Origin of the sequence: Microbulbifer sp., assembly GCF_051659245.1 — a bacterium.
Taxonomy (GTDB): Bacteria; Pseudomonadota; Gammaproteobacteria; order Pseudomonadales; family Cellvibrionaceae; genus Microbulbifer.
The window spans coordinates 22,229-39,614 of the sequence record NZ_JBOFOC010000012.1 but is presented as its reverse complement, the minus strand read 5'-3'; the positions used below and the strand labels follow the sequence as shown (position 1 = coordinate 39,614).

The 17,386-nt window shown below is 63.3% G+C and carries 17 protein-coding genes; 2 read left to right on the top strand and 15 right to left on the bottom strand.

The features are described 5' to 3' along the window. Positions 1–152 precede the first annotated feature (152 nt). Genes ACRC0P_RS01430 through ACRC0P_RS01385 form a run of 10 tightly spaced genes read right to left on the bottom strand, consistent with a single transcriptional unit; the run spans position 153 to position 8,027 of the window. The gene (locus ACRC0P_RS01430) at positions 153–1,844 is read right to left on the bottom strand and encodes a Na(+)/H(+) antiporter subunit D (protein WP_438627792.1); all 1,692 of its coding nucleotides are present in this window, start codon (positions 1,842–1,844) and stop codon (positions 153–155) included. Next, the gene (locus ACRC0P_RS01425) at positions 1,837–2,136 is read right to left on the bottom strand and encodes a hypothetical protein (protein WP_438627790.1); all 300 of its coding nucleotides are present in this window, start codon (positions 2,134–2,136) and stop codon (positions 1,837–1,839) included. Before ACRC0P_RS01425 ends, ACRC0P_RS01430 begins: the two co-directional genes overlap by 8 nt. Positions 2,137–2,143: 7 nt before the next feature. Beyond that, positions 2,144–3,610, bottom strand: a complete 1,467-nt coding sequence (locus ACRC0P_RS01420; RefSeq protein ID WP_438627788.1) for a proton-conducting transporter transmembrane domain-containing protein — start codon at positions 3,608–3,610, stop codon at positions 2,144–2,146. Next, the gene (locus tag ACRC0P_RS01415; protein ID WP_438627786.1) at positions 3,607–5,085 is read right to left on the bottom strand and encodes a monovalent cation/H+ antiporter subunit D family protein; all 1,479 of its coding nucleotides are present in this window, start codon (positions 5,083–5,085) and stop codon (positions 3,607–3,609) included. The genes ACRC0P_RS01420 and ACRC0P_RS01415 overlap by 4 nt, the downstream gene beginning before the upstream one ends. Beyond that, positions 5,079–5,447, bottom strand: coding sequence for a cation:proton antiporter subunit C (locus ACRC0P_RS01410; RefSeq protein WP_438627784.1), 369 nt, complete (start codon positions 5,445–5,447; stop codon positions 5,079–5,081). The genes ACRC0P_RS01415 and ACRC0P_RS01410 overlap by 7 nt, the downstream gene beginning before the upstream one ends. Then, a complete protein-coding gene (locus tag ACRC0P_RS01405; protein ID WP_438627782.1) occupies positions 5,448–6,440 on the bottom strand; it encodes a DUF4040 domain-containing protein in 993 nt (330 codons plus the stop codon). A 20-nt stretch (positions 6,441–6,460) separates the two neighbouring features. After that, positions 6,461–6,841 (bottom strand): monovalent cation/H(+) antiporter subunit G, encoded by a 381-nt coding sequence (gene mnhG, locus ACRC0P_RS01400; protein WP_438627781.1) that lies wholly within the window; start codon positions 6,839–6,841, stop codon positions 6,461–6,463. Next, positions 6,834–7,109: a monovalent cation/H+ antiporter complex subunit F gene (locus ACRC0P_RS01395; RefSeq protein ID WP_438627779.1), complete on the bottom strand. Its 276-nt coding sequence runs from the start codon at positions 7,107–7,109 to the stop codon at positions 6,834–6,836. The genes mnhG and ACRC0P_RS01395 overlap by 8 nt, the downstream gene beginning before the upstream one ends. Continuing rightward, positions 7,110–7,580 carry a Na+/H+ antiporter subunit E gene (locus tag ACRC0P_RS01390; protein WP_438627777.1) on the bottom strand — a complete coding sequence of 157 codons (471 nt, stop codon included), beginning with the start codon at positions 7,578–7,580 and terminating at the stop codon, positions 7,110–7,112. 3 nt (positions 7,581–7,583) lie between these two features. After that, positions 7,584–8,027, bottom strand: a complete 444-nt coding sequence (locus tag ACRC0P_RS01385; RefSeq protein ID WP_438627775.1) for a hypothetical protein — start codon at positions 8,025–8,027, stop codon at positions 7,584–7,586. 240 nt (positions 8,028–8,267) lie between these two features. On the opposite strand from ACRC0P_RS01385, the gene ACRC0P_RS01380 reads away from it, so the two are divergent. Both ACRC0P_RS01380 and ACRC0P_RS01375 read left to right on the top strand, forming a co-directional pair. Beyond that, positions 8,268–8,984 (top strand): response regulator, encoded by a 717-nt coding sequence (locus ACRC0P_RS01380; protein ID WP_438627773.1) that lies wholly within the window; start codon positions 8,268–8,270, stop codon positions 8,982–8,984. Continuing rightward, on the top strand, positions 8,981–10,333 hold the full coding sequence (locus ACRC0P_RS01375) for an ATP-binding protein (RefSeq protein WP_438627771.1): 1,353 nt from the start codon (positions 8,981–8,983) through the stop codon (positions 10,331–10,333). Before ACRC0P_RS01380 ends, ACRC0P_RS01375 begins: the two co-directional genes overlap by 4 nt. A gap of 66 nt (positions 10,334–10,399) precedes the next feature. Here ACRC0P_RS01375 and ACRC0P_RS01370 read toward each other — a convergent pair whose 3' ends face one another. The 5 genes from ACRC0P_RS01370 to ACRC0P_RS01350 all read right to left on the bottom strand — a co-directional run bounded on the left by ACRC0P_RS01370 (position 10,400) and on the right by ACRC0P_RS01350 (position 17,328). After that, positions 10,400–11,332 carry a cobaltochelatase subunit CobN gene (locus ACRC0P_RS01370; RefSeq protein ID WP_438627794.1) on the bottom strand — a complete coding sequence of 311 codons (933 nt, stop codon included), beginning with the start codon at positions 11,330–11,332 and terminating at the stop codon, positions 10,400–10,402. 163 nt (positions 11,333–11,495) lie between these two features. After that, positions 11,496–14,612, bottom strand: coding sequence for an efflux RND transporter permease subunit (locus tag ACRC0P_RS01365; RefSeq protein WP_438627769.1), 3,117 nt, complete (start codon positions 14,610–14,612; stop codon positions 11,496–11,498). 12 nt (positions 14,613–14,624) lie between these two features. Next, the gene (locus ACRC0P_RS01360; protein ID WP_438627767.1) at positions 14,625–15,569 is read right to left on the bottom strand and encodes an efflux RND transporter periplasmic adaptor subunit; all 945 of its coding nucleotides are present in this window, start codon (positions 15,567–15,569) and stop codon (positions 14,625–14,627) included. Positions 15,570–15,585: 16 nt separating this feature from the next. Continuing rightward, on the bottom strand, positions 15,586–16,806 hold the full coding sequence (locus tag ACRC0P_RS01355; protein ID WP_438627765.1) for a TolC family protein: 1,221 nt from the start codon (positions 16,804–16,806) through the stop codon (positions 15,586–15,588). A gap of 150 nt (positions 16,807–16,956) precedes the next feature. Then, complete coding sequence (locus tag ACRC0P_RS01350; protein WP_438627763.1) at positions 16,957–17,328, bottom strand: hypothetical protein; 372 nt, start codon at positions 17,326–17,328, stop codon at positions 16,957–16,959. Positions 17,329–17,386 lie beyond the last annotated feature (58 nt).

Genomic DNA, 17,386 nt, shown 5'->3' with positions numbered 1-17,386 from the left:
CGCGATCGATGTGTGCTATGAAGCTGGATTAATCGCGGGCATGGCCCGCTCCTACAGGGAGGAATCTGTAACCACAACTGTCAGCCGACTAATCCCAACAACAGGAAAACCTGCAGCGCAGGGATGGCAAAGCGCTGGACAATGAACAACTGTCAGCCGACTAATCCCAACAACAGGAAAACCCCCAGCAACAGCGCCACCCCCGCCACCATACTGCCGGTAAGCCAGTTCTGCGCCAGGATGCCACCGGTCCTCTGCTGGGCACTGACGCTATCCAGCAGCCGCTCGACGGCTTTGACCGCGCCACCACGCAGCCGCGCATCGACACGAAAAGCCCCGGCCACTGCACGGCGGACAGCAGCCGGCAGCAGTCGCCGGTACAGCCAGTCCACATCCAGGTTCACCGATGGCAGCTCCGGCGGATACAACCGGCGCAGGTTCAGCCATACGAACGCCAGCGCCGAGAAAAACAGCAGTTGCAGCTGGGTCAGCACATGGGTGACATCGTAGGGGCTGTAGGACACTTCATGGGGCAGCAGCTGGTACAGCGCCTGCGGGTAGATGCCCACCGCGAGGCACAGGACCGCGGCGATACTCATGGCCACCAGCATATTGGTCGGCGGCTCCTGGGCGCGAATGCCGGAATCGTGGGCGAAAAAAGCAAAGTACGGGATCTTGATCCCCGCGTGGTGGAAGACCCCTGCCGCGGAGAAGAGCAGGAGGAGCCACACCCAGTCGTAGCCCTCCGCGATCGCCGCGCTCATCACCAGTGACTTGCTGACAAAACCGCTGAACAGCGGGAAGGCGGAAATCGACGCGGCGCCGACGATGCACAGCACCGTGGTCTTGGGCATGGTTTTATACAGCCCGCCCAGTTCCGAACCGTTGATTTTCCCGGTGACGTGTAACACGGCCCCCATGGACATAAACAACAGTCCCTTGAAGATCACATCGTTGAACGCGTGGGCCACCGCGCCGTTGATCGCCAGCGCAGTGCCGATGCCGATGCCCACCACCATAAAACCCAACTGGTTGATCAGGCTGTAGGCCAACACCCGGCGCAGGTCGTTTTCGATCACCGCGAAGAAAATCGGGAAGCAGGCCATGGTTGCGCCGATATAAACCAGCAACTCGGTCCCCGGGTAGGATCGCGCCAGCGCGTAGACCGCCACCTTGGTGGTAAACGCGCTCAGAAATACCGTGCCCGTGGGGGTGGATTCCGGGTAGGCGTCGGTAAGCCAGTTGTGAAAAAACGGAAAGGCGCATTTGATCCCGAAGGCGAGGAAGATCAGCCAGCCGTACACACCCTCCAGGCCGATATAGGTGAACTCCAGCGAACCGTGGCTGCGACTGTAGAAAACAATCCCCGCCAGCAGCAGCAGGCCGGAAAAAATATGAATGGTAAAGTAGCGCAGCCCCGCCACATAGGAGCGCCCGCTACGCCGCGCCCAGATCAGGAACACCGAGGTGATCGCCAGCAGCTCCCAGAAAATAAACAGGGTCAACAGGTCACCGGCAAATATCGCCCCCAGTGCGCTGCCCGCGTAGAGCAGGCTCACGCTCTGCTGTAGCGTGTCGCGCACATGCAGAGAATAGATCACCGAGATCAGCGCGGCGATATGGAACAGGTAACCAAACAACAGGCTGAGCTTGTCAGCGCGAAAAAACTCCAGCTGGAAATCCATCAGCGCCAACTGGCCGTAACTGCCGGCGGGAGTGAACCACAGATTGACCAGACTCAGCAGCGGCACCGCGATCATCACCAGTGCGCGCGGCCAGCCGCGCAGGAAGAGCGCGAGCAGCGCCGCCAGGAAAAACGGCACAAAGGGGGGAATCTCAAACACTGCCCTGCCCTCCCCCGCTTGTCTCATCCCGATCGGCGAGTTCCACCCGGTCGTAATAGTCCTCCCCGCGCATCAGAAACCCGCGCATCCACTTGGCAACGATCACCAGAACCACGCAGCCCACAAAACCGTAGAGCGGATAAAAGCCCCAGAGCCGTTCGAGGTAATGTTCGGTATGCCGGTGCACGACAAAATCCAGCGCGAACAGCAGGCCGCAAGCGACATAAAACACCTTCAACAGGCGTTGGATGTTCCTGGGGTTGTCGAAAAAATAATGCTTTTCCAGGCTCATACAGATCCTACAACGCAACTTTGATCAGTTGATAAAACGCATTGGGATAGAACAGCAACAGCATACAACCCAAGGTGGTAACGGCTATCGCTAACAGCGACGGCCAGGGCGCCTCGCGAACCGCGACAGGCGGCCCCCCGCTGTCCGGCCCGTTTCCGCTAAAGAAAGCCCGCAGCGGAATAGGCAGCAGGTAGGCAATACTGAGCAGTGAGCTGCCCATCAGCAGCGCCATCAGCAACCACTGGCCCGCCTCCAGGGTGCCCAGCATCAGGTACCATTTACTCCAGGTGCCTCCGGTGGGGGGAATGCCGATAATGCACAGGCTGGCGATAAAGAACGCGGCCATGGTGACGGGCATCTGCCGGCCTATTCCGCGCAGTTGGTGGATCTCGGTCTTGTGCGCGGCCACCAGGATCGCCCCCGCACAGAAAAACAGGGTAATTTTTCCAAAGGCGTGCATCACGATATGCAGCGCGCTGCCGGCAAACCCGGCGCTGGTGGCCAGCAGCGCTCCCATGGTGATATAGCCGAGCTGGCTCACCGTCGAATAGGCCAGGCGCGCCTTGAGATTCTGCTGCCGCAACGCCACCACCGAAGCCAGCAGCACGGAAATGCCGGCCAGGTACAGCAACCACTCGGTGGCCGGGATACTTCGCAGGGTATCCAGGCCGAAGATCAACAGGCAGACTTTCAGCAGCACGAACACTCCCGCCTTCACCACCGCCACCGCGTGCAGCAGCGCGCTCACCGGCGTCGGCGCCACCATGGCCGCCGGCAGCCAGCGGTGGAAAGGCATCACCGCCGCCTTGCCCACGCCGAACACATAGAGCGCCAGCAACACCGACAGCAGCCAACCGGGCGTATCCGCATCGAAGACACCGCCGGGTGTAAAGGACAGCGTCCCGGCGAGCAGCCAGGTGGCGACGATCGCCAGCAGGAAGAAGCCGATGGAAGTGCCCAGAAGAATACCCAGGTACACCCGCCCCCCGGCCCTGGCCTTGTCGGTGCCCGCGTGGGTGACCAGCGGATAGGTACTGAGCGTCAACACTTCGTAGAAGACAAACAGGGTGAAAAGGTTTTCCGCAAATGCGATTCCCATGACCGCGCCGATGGAAACCGCGAACAGGCTGTAGAAGCGCGTCTGGTTCCCCTCCCCGTGCCCGCGCATATAGCCGATCGCATACAGGGTGGTCACTATCCACAGGAAACTCGCGATCAGGGAAAACAGCAGGCCCAGGGGTTCCGCGCGAAACGCCAGGCTCAGGCCCGGCATCAGTTCCAGCCAACGGACTTCCACCAGTTCGCCGCGGAAAACCGGGTCGTAAAGCGAACAGACAGTGGCGAACAGCGCGGTGCCGGCGAGCAGCGAAACCGCCTCGCGCAGGTTCTCGTGGCGGCCCAAAAGCCGGATGCCCGCCACCGCCGCCAGCGGCAACAGAAGTGCGAGTTGCAGCAGGCTCTCGTTGCCGATCACAGGGCACCTCCGAACAGGGTGCGGGAAGCCATTTCAGTGACGGCCAGCGGCAACCGCGTATCGACCCCGAAATACAGGTTGGCCAGTGCCAGCAGCCAGGTGGGTAGCAAAAGACTGAGCGGAGCCTCGTCCGCCGGTTTGTCGGGCGTCTCTGGCAAATGGAAATAAGCGGCTTCCACCAGGCGCCAGACATAGGCGACCGCGAGCAGCGAACCGGCGACCAGCAGCAGCGCCACCAGCCAGTGGCTGCTGTCCACCGCCGCGGAGATCAGGTACCACTTGCTGATAAAGCCCGCGGTCAGCGGCATGCCGATCAGGCTGATACCGCCGATGACGATCGCCCCCATGGTCCAGGGCATACGGCGGCCCAGGCCGCGGAAAGCGGAAATATCGGCGCTGCCGACACGGTAGACCACCCCGGCCAGGGCGAGGAACAGGGCCCCTTTCATCAGCGCGTGGTTGAACAGGTGCAACAGCGTCGCCTGCAGGCCGGCGGCGGTGCCCAGGCCGATGCCAACGATCATATAGCCCACCTGCGCCACACTGGAGTAGGCGAACATCCGCTTGATATTCATCTGGTAGATGGCCACCACCGAAGCGGTCAGCACGCCCAGCAATCCCAACCCGATCAACAAATGTTGCAGCGGTAGTACCGAGAGGGAGAAGTCGATGCCGAATACGCTGACCGTGAAGCGGATCAGCAGGTAGACAGCCACCTTGGTGGCGGTGGCGGCGATAAACGCCGTCACCACCGACGGCGCGTAAGCGTAGGCGTTGGGGAGCCACAGGTGCAGGGGAAACAGGGCCAGCTTCAGGCAGATCCCCACCAGGATAAACGCGAAGGCGGCCAACACCGTTGTCGACGTTCCTATCGCCGGCAGCCGCTCCGCCAGGTCCTGCATATTCAGGGTGCCGGTCACCATATACAGGAAGCCGATGCCGATCAGTAAAAAGGTGGCGCCGACGGTTCCCATCACCAGGTACTGGAAGGCCGCCCAGAGGGCGCGGCGGTCCCGTCCCAGGGCGATAAGCGCGTAAGTGGACAGGGAGGAAATCTCCAGGAACACGAACACGTTGAACACGTCCCCGGTGGCCACGATACCCAGCAACCCGGAAAAACACAGCAGGTAGAGGGTATAGAAAAGTATCTGCTGACCTTCCTCCAGCTCCCGCCGGATACTGGCGTGGGCTGCGGCAAGCACCAGTGTGCCCAGCGCGCTGACGATCAGCAGCACCCAGGCATTGAGAATATCGATGCGGTACTCGATGCCCCAGGGAGCATCCCAGCCGCCCAGGTGATAACTGATCACACCGCCATCGATCACCTGTTGCAACAGCAGCGCGCTGACCGCCAGGGCCGCCAGGCTCACCAGAAAGGTGAACAGCCAGACGAGCCCGGATTTGCGGATAATCAGGCAGGAGGGAGCGGCTACCAGCGGCAATATAACCTGTAGTACGGGCAAATGGGCTAACACTGGCTGTCCCTTGTCTGGCTGTCCCTTGACTGGATGTCCCGCTCTTCAATCGTGCCGTAGGCCTGCTTGATACGTATTGCCAGTGCCAGGGCGAGAGCGGTGGTGGCGATGCCGACGACGATCGCGGTGAGAATCAGCACATGGGGCAGCGGATTGGAATAGAGCTCCACTCCCTCGGCCAGGATGGGCGCGCTGCCGCCATCCACCTTCCCCACGCTGATATAGAAAATAAAAACAGAGGTTTGGAAAATATTCAGCCCGATGATCTTCTTGACCAGGTTGCCCCCGAGGATCACCACGAAGAGCCCGATCATCATCAGTGCAATGACAATCCAGTAGTTGTAGAGGGCCGCAACCAGCATCTACCCCGCCCTCCTTCCGGCCAGTTGCCCGGAGAATACAAAAAATATCAGCATCATCACCGACGCCACGGTAATCCCCACACCCAGTTCGATGGCGATAATGCCGATATGCTGCCCGGTCACCGGGTCCCCGGCCAGGTCGCGGTAATCCAGGTAGTTGTTGCCGGTAAGCATTCCCAGCAGGCCCACGGTGCCGTAAAGCAGCACGCCGATGGCCGCAATCACCTGGACGATCGCATTGCTCACCAGTCTGCCCACCACATCCAGGCCAAACAGCATGGCGTAGAGAATAAACCCCACGGCGAAGATCACTCCCGCCTGGAAACCGCCCCCGGGACCATATTCGCCGTGGAACTGCACATACAGGGCGAACACCAGGATCGGGGGGATCAGTATCTTGCCAATCACCCGGAGTATCCGGTGCCCGTGCATCGGCGACAGAAGCTCTCCCCGCGCTGGCTCACCCTGCGGCGGCAGGGCCATCAGCAGGGCTAACACGCCCAGACCCGCGGTAAAGATCACCACCACTTCGCCCAGGGTGTCGTAGGCCCGGTAACTGGCCAGTACCGAGGTGACGATATTGGGAATGCCGATTTCATTCATCGACTCGGTGATATACCGCGGCGCCACATGCTGTTGCGCCGGGGCGTCAGGCGAACCGAAAGCCGGCATATCCAGGGTGGCGGCCACCAGCAGCGCGCCCACCAGTGTCACCAGCGACAGGGAAAAAAGTACCCGACGGGTATCGGTGCCGGTCTGGAAACGGCCGGTGAGTGACAGGGTTGCGAGCATCAGCAGCGGCGAAATGCCCGCGCCCACCGCGGCCTCGGTAAAGGCCACGTCCACCGCCCCCATGACCATAAAGAAACTCGCCGATAACAGGCCGTAGATACCGGCCAGCATCACCGCGGCGAGCAGATCCCTGGTCCAGGCGATCGCCACGGCGGTCACCAGCAGTAGGCCCAGCAAAGCGATATCAACCAGCAATTCCATCACACGCGCCTCGCAAAAACTCAAATACGGCCGCTGTCCGGCTCCACTTCCACGGCAGCGGAACCGACCTCTTCCACAACCCCGGCATCCGCCTGCCCGTCCACGGCCAGCGCCGGCCGACCCTGCTGCGCCGCCCGCGCCAGGGCGTGGCTGGCGGTGGGGCCGGTAAAGAAAATAAACAGCAATATCATCCCCAGCTTGGCCAGCGCCAGGGACCATCCGGCCATTGCCATCAGGCCGCAGATAATCAGGAAGCTGGCCAGGGTGTCGGTAATACCGGCGGCGTGCATCCGCGTGTAAAAATCCGGGAAGCGCAGCAGGCCCAGAGCGCCGGAGAGCATCAGCAAACACCCCAGAGCCAGCGACACGCCGCTGATCGCGGCAACCGCATTCTCAATCATGTTCCGCCCGCTCCCGCATCGCCGCGTCGTATTCGAAATACCTGAGCACACCGATCACGCTGACAAAGTTGATCAGCGAGTAAACCAGGGCCACATCGAGAAACTCCGGCCTGCCGAACAGGAAACAGATTACCGATATCAACAGCACCGTCTTGGTACCGAACACATTGACCGCGAGAATGCGGTCGTAAATGGTCGGCCCGAGCAAAGCCCTGGCCAGGGCCATGCACATCACAACCAACAGTGCGACAGTCGTTGCGATAAGCATCTATTCTTCCAGCTCTCTGACACGCCGCTCCATCTCCCCGGAGTGCAGCTCCGAGAGCCCCTCCCGGGTGAGGGCGTGTACGATAATGGTGTCACCGTCCAGTCTCATCGCCACGGTGCCCGGGGTCAGGGTGATCGAGTTTGCATAGATCACCCTTCCCATGTCCGTTGTCTGGTTTACCGGTATGCTCCCGATACAGGGGCTGATCGCCGATGGCCCGCGCCAGGCCCGCACCGCCACATCCAGGTTGGCTGCGAGAATTTTCCGGAACAGCCACCAGTAGTATCCCGGCAGTTTCAGCGTGAGGTGGATCGGCTGGGATTCCCGGTCCACGATATCCATGCGGTGGGCGATCCAGGCGACGAAAGCGACGGAAAGCAACCCCAGGGACAACAGCAGCGCCGTGTAATGCCCGGAATTGAACAGCCAGATAAAGGCGAGAATCAGAAATACACTGGCGGTGTGACGCATCCTCTACAGCTCCCGGTCACACCGGTAGAAATCCTCGAGCAGCTTCCGCACCACCATGGAAGCGTCGGCCCCGCCGGGCAGGTCGTAGTCCGCACCGGCCACCCTGTTCACCAGGGTATCCAGCGGCTCGTCGTGGGGAAGGCAGTAGGGGCTGTGCAGGCGCTGTTCGGTCTCCTCGGACAGGCGCACGCCGCGGGTGCGCAGTGCACGTTGCACAAAGGGAGAGGGCCTGGATTCTTCGGCGACGGCAGCGGGAACCGCGGCGAGAAATCCCTGCAGAAACGCCCGGCAGGTGGCGCCGGGTATCGGGTGTCCCCCCTCCCGGTAAGCCTTGCAGGCGGCGACGAAATCGCGCGCGCTCAGAGGCTCCAGCGCGGATGCCTGCGGGCACAGCACCAGCAGGCCCAGCAGGCCGATACAGGCGGAGAGTCGCGGTCTTATTGACATAGTGCTTATTGTTGTCTACGCAAATTTATACTCGGATTGCCGCTAACTGTGGCACCCTTGTTGTAATAAATATTGTCAAATGTGTGAAAAAGTGTGGCAGAACTTGAAAAACAAACTCCTGAGTAGCGCCACCCGGGGCCGCAATACACGGAAATGTGAATTTTTGTACAGCCTTCGCTTGGCCCGGGGTGACCACTTTGCTACAGTCCGGCAATCCGTATAAAAAACAACCCATTGATTATGTCGGCGTCCAAAGCCTGTGTCCTCGTCGTGGATGACGACAGTGATATCCGTTCGCTGGTGTCTGCCCTGCTCACCGCCGAGGGCTATACCGCCCTCTCCGCGGGCGACGGCGACGGGATGTTTTCCCGCATTGCGCAGACGCGGGTGGACCTGATTCTGCTGGACGTGATGCTGCCGGGAAGGGACGGCTTCGAACTCTGCCGGCAATTGCGCGCCGACAACGAAATGCCACCGGTGATCATGCTCACCGCCAAGGACGAGGAAATCGACCGGGTCGTGGGGCTGGAGCTGGGCGCCGACGACTATATCATCAAGCCATTCAGCAGCCGGGAACTCCTCGCCCGTATCAAGGCAGTGCTGAGGCGCGTGCACCAGAGCCCACCGCGAGACAAGCACAACCAGTTCCGCTTCGCGGGATGGCGTTTCAATCCGGCGCAGATGGAATTGTACAGCCCGGACGCCACCGCCATTCCCCTCTCCACCAGCGAGACCGAATTGCTGCTGGCGTTCGTGCAGAATCCGCAGGTCCCCCTCTCCCGCGACCGGCTGCTGGACCTGACAAAGGGCAGGAACAGCTATCCCTTCGACCGCAGCATCGACTCCCACGTGAGCCGCCTTCGACGCAAACTGGGGGATAACGCCAAAAAGCCGGAAATCATAAAGACCGCCTGGGGCACCGGCTACATATTCACCTACCCGGTGGAGACGATGTGACCACCTGGCTGCCCAGCTCCATCAAGTCGCGGGCTGCACTGGTGCTCTCTGCCGCCTTCCTGCTCTCCCACGCGGTCAGCCTGGCGATCTACGAAATCAATCGCGAGAAGACCATTCTGCTCACTGAAGCCACGGATCTCGCCGCGCGGATTATCGGGGTCGTGAACCTCGCGCGGAGTTTTCCCAAAGAGGACCGCGAACAGATTCTCGCCGCCGCCGAAACCCAGTTTCTCACTATGTTTCCGGAGCCGGCCAGCCTGGACGATGAGCGCTGCCGGGACAACGACTTCTCCGCACGGATGTCCGAGTCCCTCGACAGCGCCTTCGCCGACGTGCGCGGATTCGACGCCCGTGTGTGCCTGCGCCGCCTGGCGGCCGCCCGGCTGCTCGCCCGCGGCGATCCCCGGCGCGGTTTCGACGTACTGGTGTCCATCAGCTTTCCGGACGACGAGCGGGCCGTCTTCCACGCCATCCTTCCCGAAGGGGAATCCCTGATCCACGACGCGGTGCTCGTCTACCTGCTGTTCTCCAGCGCGGTCGCCCTGCTGCTGGCCTGGTATCTGATACGCAGGACAGTGGCCCCGCTGGAACAGCTGGCCCAGGCGGCGGACGACATCGGAATGAATATCGACGCTCCTCCCCTGCCCGAGAGCGGCCCGCGGGAAGTCGCCGCGGCGGCCCGGGCATTCAACCGCATGCAGCAACGCCTGCGCAGGCTGGTGCACGGACAAACGGAAATGCTGGCAGCCATTTCCCACGATCTGCGATCGGCGGCAACCCGACTGCAGCTGCGTGCGGAGTTGTTGCGCGATCCGCAGGAGAGCGAGGGCCTGCTCAGGGTGGTCAACGACATGAAGTCGATGATCCAGTCGGTGGTCGATTTCGTGCGGGGCATAGAGCCGAACGAGACACCCCGGCGCATCGATTTCACCGCGCTGGTCGAGAGCCTCGCCGAGGACCTGAGGGAAGAGGGCTATCCCGTAAGCTGCACACACACCGAGCGCGCGCATATCCTGGACTGCCGCCCGGTGGCCCTGCGCCGCGGGCTACAGAATATTATCGACAACGCGGTCAAATACGGCGGCTCGGCGCATATTCGCATGGAAGCAGACCGGCAGGGTGTCTCTGTTCTCATTGAAGACCCGGGACCGGGAATTCCCGAAAACGAACTGTCCGCGGTACTCAGACCTTTCTATCGGCTGGACAAGTCCCGCAGCAGCAAAACCGGCGGCGTGGGGCTGGGTCTGTCCATCGCCCGGAATATTATCCAGGCCCACGGCGGGCAACTCGCTCTGCGCAATCGCGATAAGGGAGGGCTGCAGGCCGAAGTGTACATACCCTTCAAGTGAAGGTTTCCCGACAGCCCCGCCGCACCAGTTTTTAACCCGGCATAAAAATAGAACACCCGCTCGATTTTATGCCGGGTCAATACGCGGGCGCGGGAAAACCCATTCCGCCTGCCGCCAGGCCCCGAGCAATACGAACAGCAGGCAGCCCAGCAGAATGGCGTAAATGGTATGGTCGGAAGCCTTTTCCCCCTCCGGGGACTGCTCCACCTTCTCCAGTTTCCGGCCCTCGACCGGCTGTGCCGAAGGTATTACCGCCGCGGCCGCTTCAATCGCCGGCAGCGACAGCTCCAGACCGAAGCCCCCGGCGCGCTCGGTGATAAACTCGCGCAGTTTTTCGTTGTCCGCCACCAGGTCGTACTGATTCACCAGCTGCTGGTAGCGCTCAATCAACTGCTTAAGAGTCTCCGGTGCGGCATTCCAGTATTCCTTGCGGCTCGCCTCCAGCATACGCTCCAGAATTGCCGCCTGCGCCTTCGGGTCCACCCGCTCGAACCACTCGTTGATTTGAAGCTGGTATTTGTCTCCGACGTAGATTTCAAAGAACTCCTGCCACTGGTCGTCGCGAACCAGGTTTGGGTCCATTACCTGCCAGCCGAAGAAATTGCTTACGCTGCCGGCCATACTCACCGCGCCGCTGCACCCCTCTTTCATCATTTCACCAATCCAGCGCGGATGATGTTGACGCGTACGCAACTCTTTGGCGAGAAACTTGGCTGCATCTTCGGTTTTGGGACGCTTCGCGTCGCGCAGGTTACTGATGTACATCTCCGGCGAAACTCCGTCGATACTGCGCACCGCCAGTGCCAGACCGCCGAAATACTGGAACGGATCGTCCGAGGCCAGCAGGCCGTAGACGTTGGGGGAGCGTGAGAACAGGGCCACATCGGTGCCGCTCAACGTTTTCGCGTACAGGTCGACGCCCCGCGGGGCCTTCTCTCCCCAGCGGTCATGGTCTTCGCCATAGAAGTAACCCATGCGCGCCAGATAGAGATCCGCCAGCTTCGCATCCTTCTAACAACTGCCAATAGAGACGCAGTTTTGACAGCCAACAATAACCGCCGCTGTCTCGCATCGGCGGCGGTTATTTTTTGGCAGTCGCAACTGATCCTGGAAATCATCTTCCACCGCTGCGAACTGGTCACCGAGAGCGGCAAAGTAGCGCTTACGCGCGGCTGCGCCCTCCCTCGTGCACTACCCGGTACAACAGCGGCAATACGAACAGCGTCAACAGCGTCGAGGAGATGACCCCGCCGATCACCACCGTCGCCAGGGGCCGCTGCACCTCGGCGCCGGTACCGGTGTTGAGCGCCATGGGTACAAAGCCGAGGCTGGCCACCAGTGCGGTCATCAGCACCGGGCGCAGGCGGATCATGGCGCCGTCGACGATGGATATCAGCAGCTCTCCCCCCTCCTGGCGCAACTGGCGGATAAACGACAGCATCACCAAGCCGTTCAGCACCGCCACGCCGGACAGGGCGATAAAGCCCACCCCCGCGGAAATCGACAGCGGCATTCCGCGCAACCACAGGGCCAGCACGCCGCCGGTGAGCGCCAGCGGCACACCGGTGAAAATAATCAGCGCATCCCGCAATGAGCCGAAGGCGGTGACCAGCAGCATCAGGATTACCGCGAGGGTCACCGGCACCACCAGGGACAGGCGCCGGCTGGCGGATTCCATCTGCTCGAAGGTGCCGCCGTAATCGAGCCAGTAGCCCGGCGGCAACTGCACCTGGCTGGCAACCCGCGCCCTGGCCTCGTCCACGAAGGAGCCCAGGTCGCGGTCGCGCACATTGGCGGTCACCACCACCCGGCGCTTGCCGTTCTCGCGGCTCACCTGGTTGGGGGCCGGGGCCATCTCCAGGCGGGCCACTTCCCCGAGCGGTACGAATCCGCCAGCCGGCAGGGATACCGGCAGGTCGCCGAGGCGGTCCAGGTTGCGGCGGATATCCTCCGGCAGGCGCACCACCAGTTGGAAACGGCGGTCGCCCTCGTAGATCAGTCCCGCGCACTCGCCGCCGATGGCGGTGGCCATCAGGTCCTGCAGTGTCTGCAGGTCCAGGCCGTAGCGGGCGAGTTCGATGCGCTTCGGCACCACTGAGAGCACCGGCAGCCCGTCCACCTGCTCGATGCGCGCATCCGCGGCACCGTCGATGTCCTGCACAACCGCGAGGATCTCTTTCGCCGATGCCACCAGTTGATCCAGATCGTCGCCGAACACCTTGATGCCCAGGTCCGCGCGTACGCCGGAGATCAGTTCGTTGAAGCGCATTTCGATGGGCTGGGTGAACTCGTAGTTGTTGCCGGGCAGTTGGCGCACCGCCGCCTCGATTTCATCGATCAGTTGGTCCCGGGGTTTGTCCGGGTCCGGCCATTCAGTGCGGGGCTTCAGGATCACGAAGTTGTCGGCCACGTTCGGCGGCATGGGATCGGTGGCCACCTCAGGGGTGCCGATCCTGGCGAACACCTTGTCCACCTGGGGAAAGGTTTTGATGCGCTGCTCGAGGGTTTCCTGCATGGCCACCGACTGCTCGAGCCCGGTGCCGGGAATGCGCAGCGCGTGCAGGGCGATATCCCCCTCGTTGAGCTGGGGAATAAACTCGGCGCCCAGGGTGGTGGCTAGCCAGGCGCACAGCGCCACCAGCAACCCGGCGGCGGACAGCACCAGCCGGCGCGCTTTCATCGCCGCCAGCAGCAGCGGCCGGTAAAAGGACTTGGCCGCGATGATCAGGCGGTTTTCCCTCTCGCTCACCCTGCCGGTGAGGAACACCGCCACCGCCGCCGGCACCACGGTCAGCGACAATACCAGGGCCGACAGCAGCGCCATCACCACCGTGGCCGCCATGGGGTGGAACATCCTGCCCTCCACCCCGGTGAGCGAGAACAGCGGGATATACACCACGGTGATAATCAGTACTCCGAACAGGCTCGGGCGGATCACTTCATTGGTGGCGCGAAATACCAGTTCCAGCCGCTCCTGTAGTGGCAGGGTGCCGCCGTGACGGCGCTGGGCCTCCGCCAGGCGGCGGATGGCGTTCTCGACGATGATCACCGCGCCGTCGACAATCAGGCCGAAATCCAGCGCGCCCAGGCTCATCAGGTTGGCGGATACGCCGGTTTGCACCATGCCGGTGATGGTGGCCAGCATCGACAGTGGAATCACCGCTGCGGTGATCAGCGCCGCGCGGAAATTCCCCAGCAGCAGGAAGAGCACCGCGATCACCAGCAGCGCGCCCTCGATCAGGTTTTTCCGCACCGTGGCGATGGCCTTGTCCACCAGGGTGGTGCGGTCGTACACCGCCTCCAGGCGGACACCTTTGGGCAGCGAGGGCTCGATCCTCTCCAGCGCCGCGGCCAGGTCCCGGGCCACGGTGCGGGAGTTCTCCCCCACCAGCATCATCGCAGTACCCAGCACCGTCTCGCGGCCGTCGCGGGTGGCGGCGCCGGTGCGCAGCTCTTTGCCGATGGCCACCCCGGCGATATCGGCGATTCTTACCGGCGCGCCGTCGCGGTTGGCCACCACGACGTTTTCGATATCGGCGATCCCCTCTAGTTGCCCCGGCGAGCGCACCAGCAGCCGACGCCCGTTGTTCTCCACGAATCCGGCGCCGCGGTTGTCGTTGTTGCGCCGCAAGGCCCCGGTCACGTCTTCCATGGAGAGGCCGAAGGCGAGTATTTTGCGCGGGTCCGGCGTCACGTGGTACTGCTTGTCGAAACCGCCGATGGTGTTGACCTCGATCACCCCGGGCACCAGGGCCAGCTGCGGGCGGATGATCCAGTCCTGGATCTCCCGCAGGGCGGCGGTGTCGTAGGGCCGCCCGTCCGGTTGCGCGGCGCCCGGCAGCGCCTCCACCGTGTACATGAAGATCTCGCCGAGGCCGGTGGCGACGGGCCCCATCTCCGGTTCCAGCCCCGGCGGCAGCGCGCCCTTGATGGCGCCCAGGCGGTTGTCGATCAGGTTGCGGGCAAAGTAGATATCGGTGCCCTCCTCGAACACCACGGTGACCTGCGACAGGCCGTAGCGGGACAGGGAGCGCGTATAGGCCAGGTTGGGCAGACCCGCCAGCGCCGTTTCCACCGGGTAGGTGATACGCTGCTCCGCCTCCAGCGGCGAGTAGCCGGGGGCTTCGGTATTGATCTGCACCTGCACATTGGTGATATCCGGCACCGCGTCGATGGGCAGTCTCTGGTAACTCCAGATACCCGCCCCCATCAGCACCAGTATCAGGGACAGCATCAGGTAGCGCCTTTCTATAGAGAGGCGCAGTATGGCTTCAATCATGGCTGGCCTCCGTCAGTGGGCATGTTCCGCGGCAGATTTCTCGATATCCGCCTTGAGCAGGTAGCTGTTGGCGGTGACATAGCGGTCGCCGGGCTTCAGGCCGCCCAGCACCTCGGTCACCCGGCCATCGGAGCGGCCCAGCTCCAGCGGCCGCGCCTCGTAGCTGTCGCCCACCGCGACGAACACCACCCTGCGGTCGCGCAGCGGCTGCAGCGCGCGATTCTCCACCACCAGCGGCGCGCGCACCCGGTCGACAAGCACCCTGCCCTGCAACATCAGGTCCGGCGGCCAGCCGACCTCGCGGTTGTCGATGGGGGCTCGGGCCAGCACGAACGGTTGGCCTGCCGCGGCGGGCACCAGGTTGGCGATCTGTGTCCCGACCCTTTTGCCGTCGGCCTCCAGCGTCACCTTCTGGCCGCGGGCGACCTGCGCCCGCTGTGCGGGAAAGACCCGCAGCTCCACCCACAGTTGGTCGTAGTTGGCGATGGTGAACAGCTGGCGGTCGCCGCTGTATTCGCCCCGGCTCGCCCGCTTGTCGATCACCAGACCATCGATGGGCGCGGTGATCGGGTAGACCTGCAGGCTGTCGTTGGACTCCACCTCGGCCAGTGTCTGGCCCTTTTTCACCCGGTCGCCAATCTCTACCGCCACGGCGGAGATGGGCCCGGGAAAACGCGCGCGCACATGGCTGAGACTGCCGTGGGCCAGCGCCGTTACACCGTAGAGGGTGAGCGATAGGCGGATTTCGCCGGGGCCGGCGACGGCGGTTTCGATGCCCAGCTTCGCCGCCATCTGTGTGTCTATCCGCACCCTTTCCTCGCGGGTTTCATCGTGTGCGCTTTTGTGGTCGCCGTGGCCCCCTTCGCCGGAGGCCCAGGCGACCATCGCTGTGGACAGCAGCACTGCAATAACCGGCAGCGCCGCGAAAACTGTTTTCGATCTGTTTCTGGTATTCATCGCAAATCCACTAGGTCTATTTGCCGGGTTCCGCCGCCGCAGGCAGCAGCGGCGCGGCGGTCATCTGTTCGATTTCGGCGCCGTAGCGCAGCGCGGCGCCGGCGGCCTCGATCTTCGCGCGGCGGGCGCCGATCAGTTCCTCCCGCGCCGAAGCCCACTCCAGGTAGGAATAGCGGCCGCGGCGGTAGGCCCGCCCCACTTCCACCAGCGCCTCGCGCAGGGTCGGCACCACCTCGCTGCGCAGCGTCTCCACCGCCGCCAGCGCCCGCTCGCGGCCGCTGACCGCGCGGAACAGGCGGCTCTTCAGCCGCAGCAGCGCGGCCTCGCGCTCGACGGCAACCTGTTCCCGCTCCGCCATCGCGGTGGCGACGGCGCCGGCACTGCGCCGCGCCGGAAACAGCGGCAGCTCAAAACCCGCCACCAGGGTGGTCTCGTCGATTTCCCGGGAGCGGCGCACACCCAGGGACCAGCCGATATCCAGGTTCGATTCCGCCTCCGCCAGGCGCAGTTGGGTCTGCCGCAGGCGCTCCTCGGAGGCAAAGCGGGCTATGGCGGGATTCTGCCGGGCGTGGGCGTAGAGTTCGGCAAAGCCGGCGGACGGGGGAAAACGATAGAGTTCGGCGGAATCCAGGCGAAAGGCGGCATTCTCCCCGCCCCAGAGGGAGGCCAACGCCAGCTTGTGGTACTCCAGCAGGCGCTCCTCCGACTCTACCGCGAGGCGCGCCCGGGCCAGCGCCGCGCGGGCGCGCAGCATCTCCGAGCGGGGCGAGGCCGCCGCCCGAACGCGCCGCTCCACCGCCCTCAGGGTATCGCCGGCAAGGGTGACCGAATCCCGCGCCAGCGCCAGCCGCTCCCGGGCGGCCAGCACGTCCACATAGCGGCGGATTACCTCGCCGAGCAGATCCAGGGCCACGGCCTGCTGCTCCGCCAGCAGCAGGTCGCGCCGCGCGGAGACCACATCCACCCGCGCCCCGCGCTGGCCGCCCAGCTCGATCACCGAGGACAGGGACACGGTCAACTCCGCGTCGTCGGCACCGCCCTCGCCGCCGAAGTTCTCCAATTCGGTGCCGAGTGCCAGCGGCGGCCGTAGGGCGGCGGTCTCCGCTTTACCCGCCAGCGCCGAATCGCGAAAGCGAAATACCGCCAGTTCCGGATTCTGCACCAGGGTCCGGTCGATAGCCTCGGCCAGGGTGAGTTGCGCCACAGCGTCCGGCTCAGCGGCCGGGACCTGCGACATCCACAATATCAACGGCGCCAGCGCCAATAGCGCGGCACGTCGACTGAGCGCGCGAATTGCGCGCGCAAAGCAAGACAACATAGATTGCTCCCAAATTACGTCGTGAAAGGCGCGCGCAGATTGCAGGCGCGCGCGGGATCAGGGCGCAACTCAGGCTATGGGCGGGCGGAAAAGCGCGGAGAAGTAACCGGAGGAAAAAGAGGGATTATTGGATTCGCGCAGCACGCGGCTGCCGGAACCGAAAAAGCGCGGAGACTGGCCGACGATGCCGACGACGCTGACACCGTGGCAGTGGCAGCAGTGATGACAGAAGTCCGGCCCATCCGCATGGGAGGATGGCTCGGGCACGGCGGCACCCGGTTCCAGGTCGGCGGAAACGAATACGGTTTCGGCGCCGTCCAGGTGGTGCGGCGCCACATGGGTGGCGATATCCTGCAGTTGTTCGTGGCTATCGTAGAAAGCCACCGCGGTCTGGAAGACCAGCAGCGCAATCAGCAGATAGCAGGTTCGAACGGCGTTCATCGCGGATGTGGATCGCTTGCGGTGATAGGGTGCGTTAACTTTAGCAAAGCGGCCCCCT

Excerpts from the sequence above, each read along its gene's own strand:
- ACRC0P_RS01425 (WP_438627790.1), bottom strand. The coding sequence starts at position 2,136 with ATGAGCCTGGAAAAGCATTATTTTTTCGACAACCCCAGGAACATCCAA.
- ACRC0P_RS01390 (WP_438627777.1), bottom strand. The coding sequence starts at position 7,580 with ATGCGTCACACCGCCAGTGTATTTCTGATTCTCGCCTTTATCTGGCTG.
- ACRC0P_RS01350 (WP_438627763.1), bottom strand. The coding sequence starts at position 17,328 with ATGAACGCCGTTCGAACCTGCTATCTGCTGATTGCGCTGCTGGTCTTC.
- ACRC0P_RS01355 (WP_438627765.1), bottom strand. The coding sequence starts at position 16,806 with ATGTCGCAGGTCCCGGCCGCTGAGCCGGACGCTGTGGCGCAACTCACC.
- ACRC0P_RS01405 (WP_438627782.1), bottom strand. The coding sequence starts at position 6,440 with ATGGAATTGCTGGTTGATATCGCTTTGCTGGGCCTACTGCTGGTGACC.
- ACRC0P_RS01395 (WP_438627779.1), bottom strand. The coding sequence starts at position 7,109 with ATGCTTATCGCAACGACTGTCGCACTGTTGGTTGTGATGTGCATGGCC.
- ACRC0P_RS01365 (WP_438627769.1), bottom strand. The coding sequence starts at position 14,612 with ATGATTGAAGCCATACTGCGCCTCTCTATAGAAAGGCGCTACCTGATG.
- ACRC0P_RS01410 (WP_438627784.1), bottom strand. The coding sequence starts at position 5,447 with ATGCTGGTTGCGGCCCTCTACAACTACTGGATTGTCATTGCACTGATG.
- ACRC0P_RS01360 (WP_438627767.1), bottom strand. The coding sequence starts at position 15,569 with ATGAATACCAGAAACAGATCGAAAACAGTTTTCGCGGCGCTGCCGGTT.
- ACRC0P_RS01380 (WP_438627773.1), top strand. The coding sequence starts at position 8,268 with ATGTCGGCGTCCAAAGCCTGTGTCCTCGTCGTGGATGACGACAGTGAT.
- ACRC0P_RS01385 (WP_438627775.1), bottom strand. The coding sequence starts at position 8,027 with ATGTCAATAAGACCGCGACTCTCCGCCTGTATCGGCCTGCTGGGCCTG.
- mnhG (WP_438627781.1), bottom strand. The coding sequence starts at position 6,841 with ATGATTGAGAATGCGGTTGCCGCGATCAGCGGCGTGTCGCTGGCTCTG.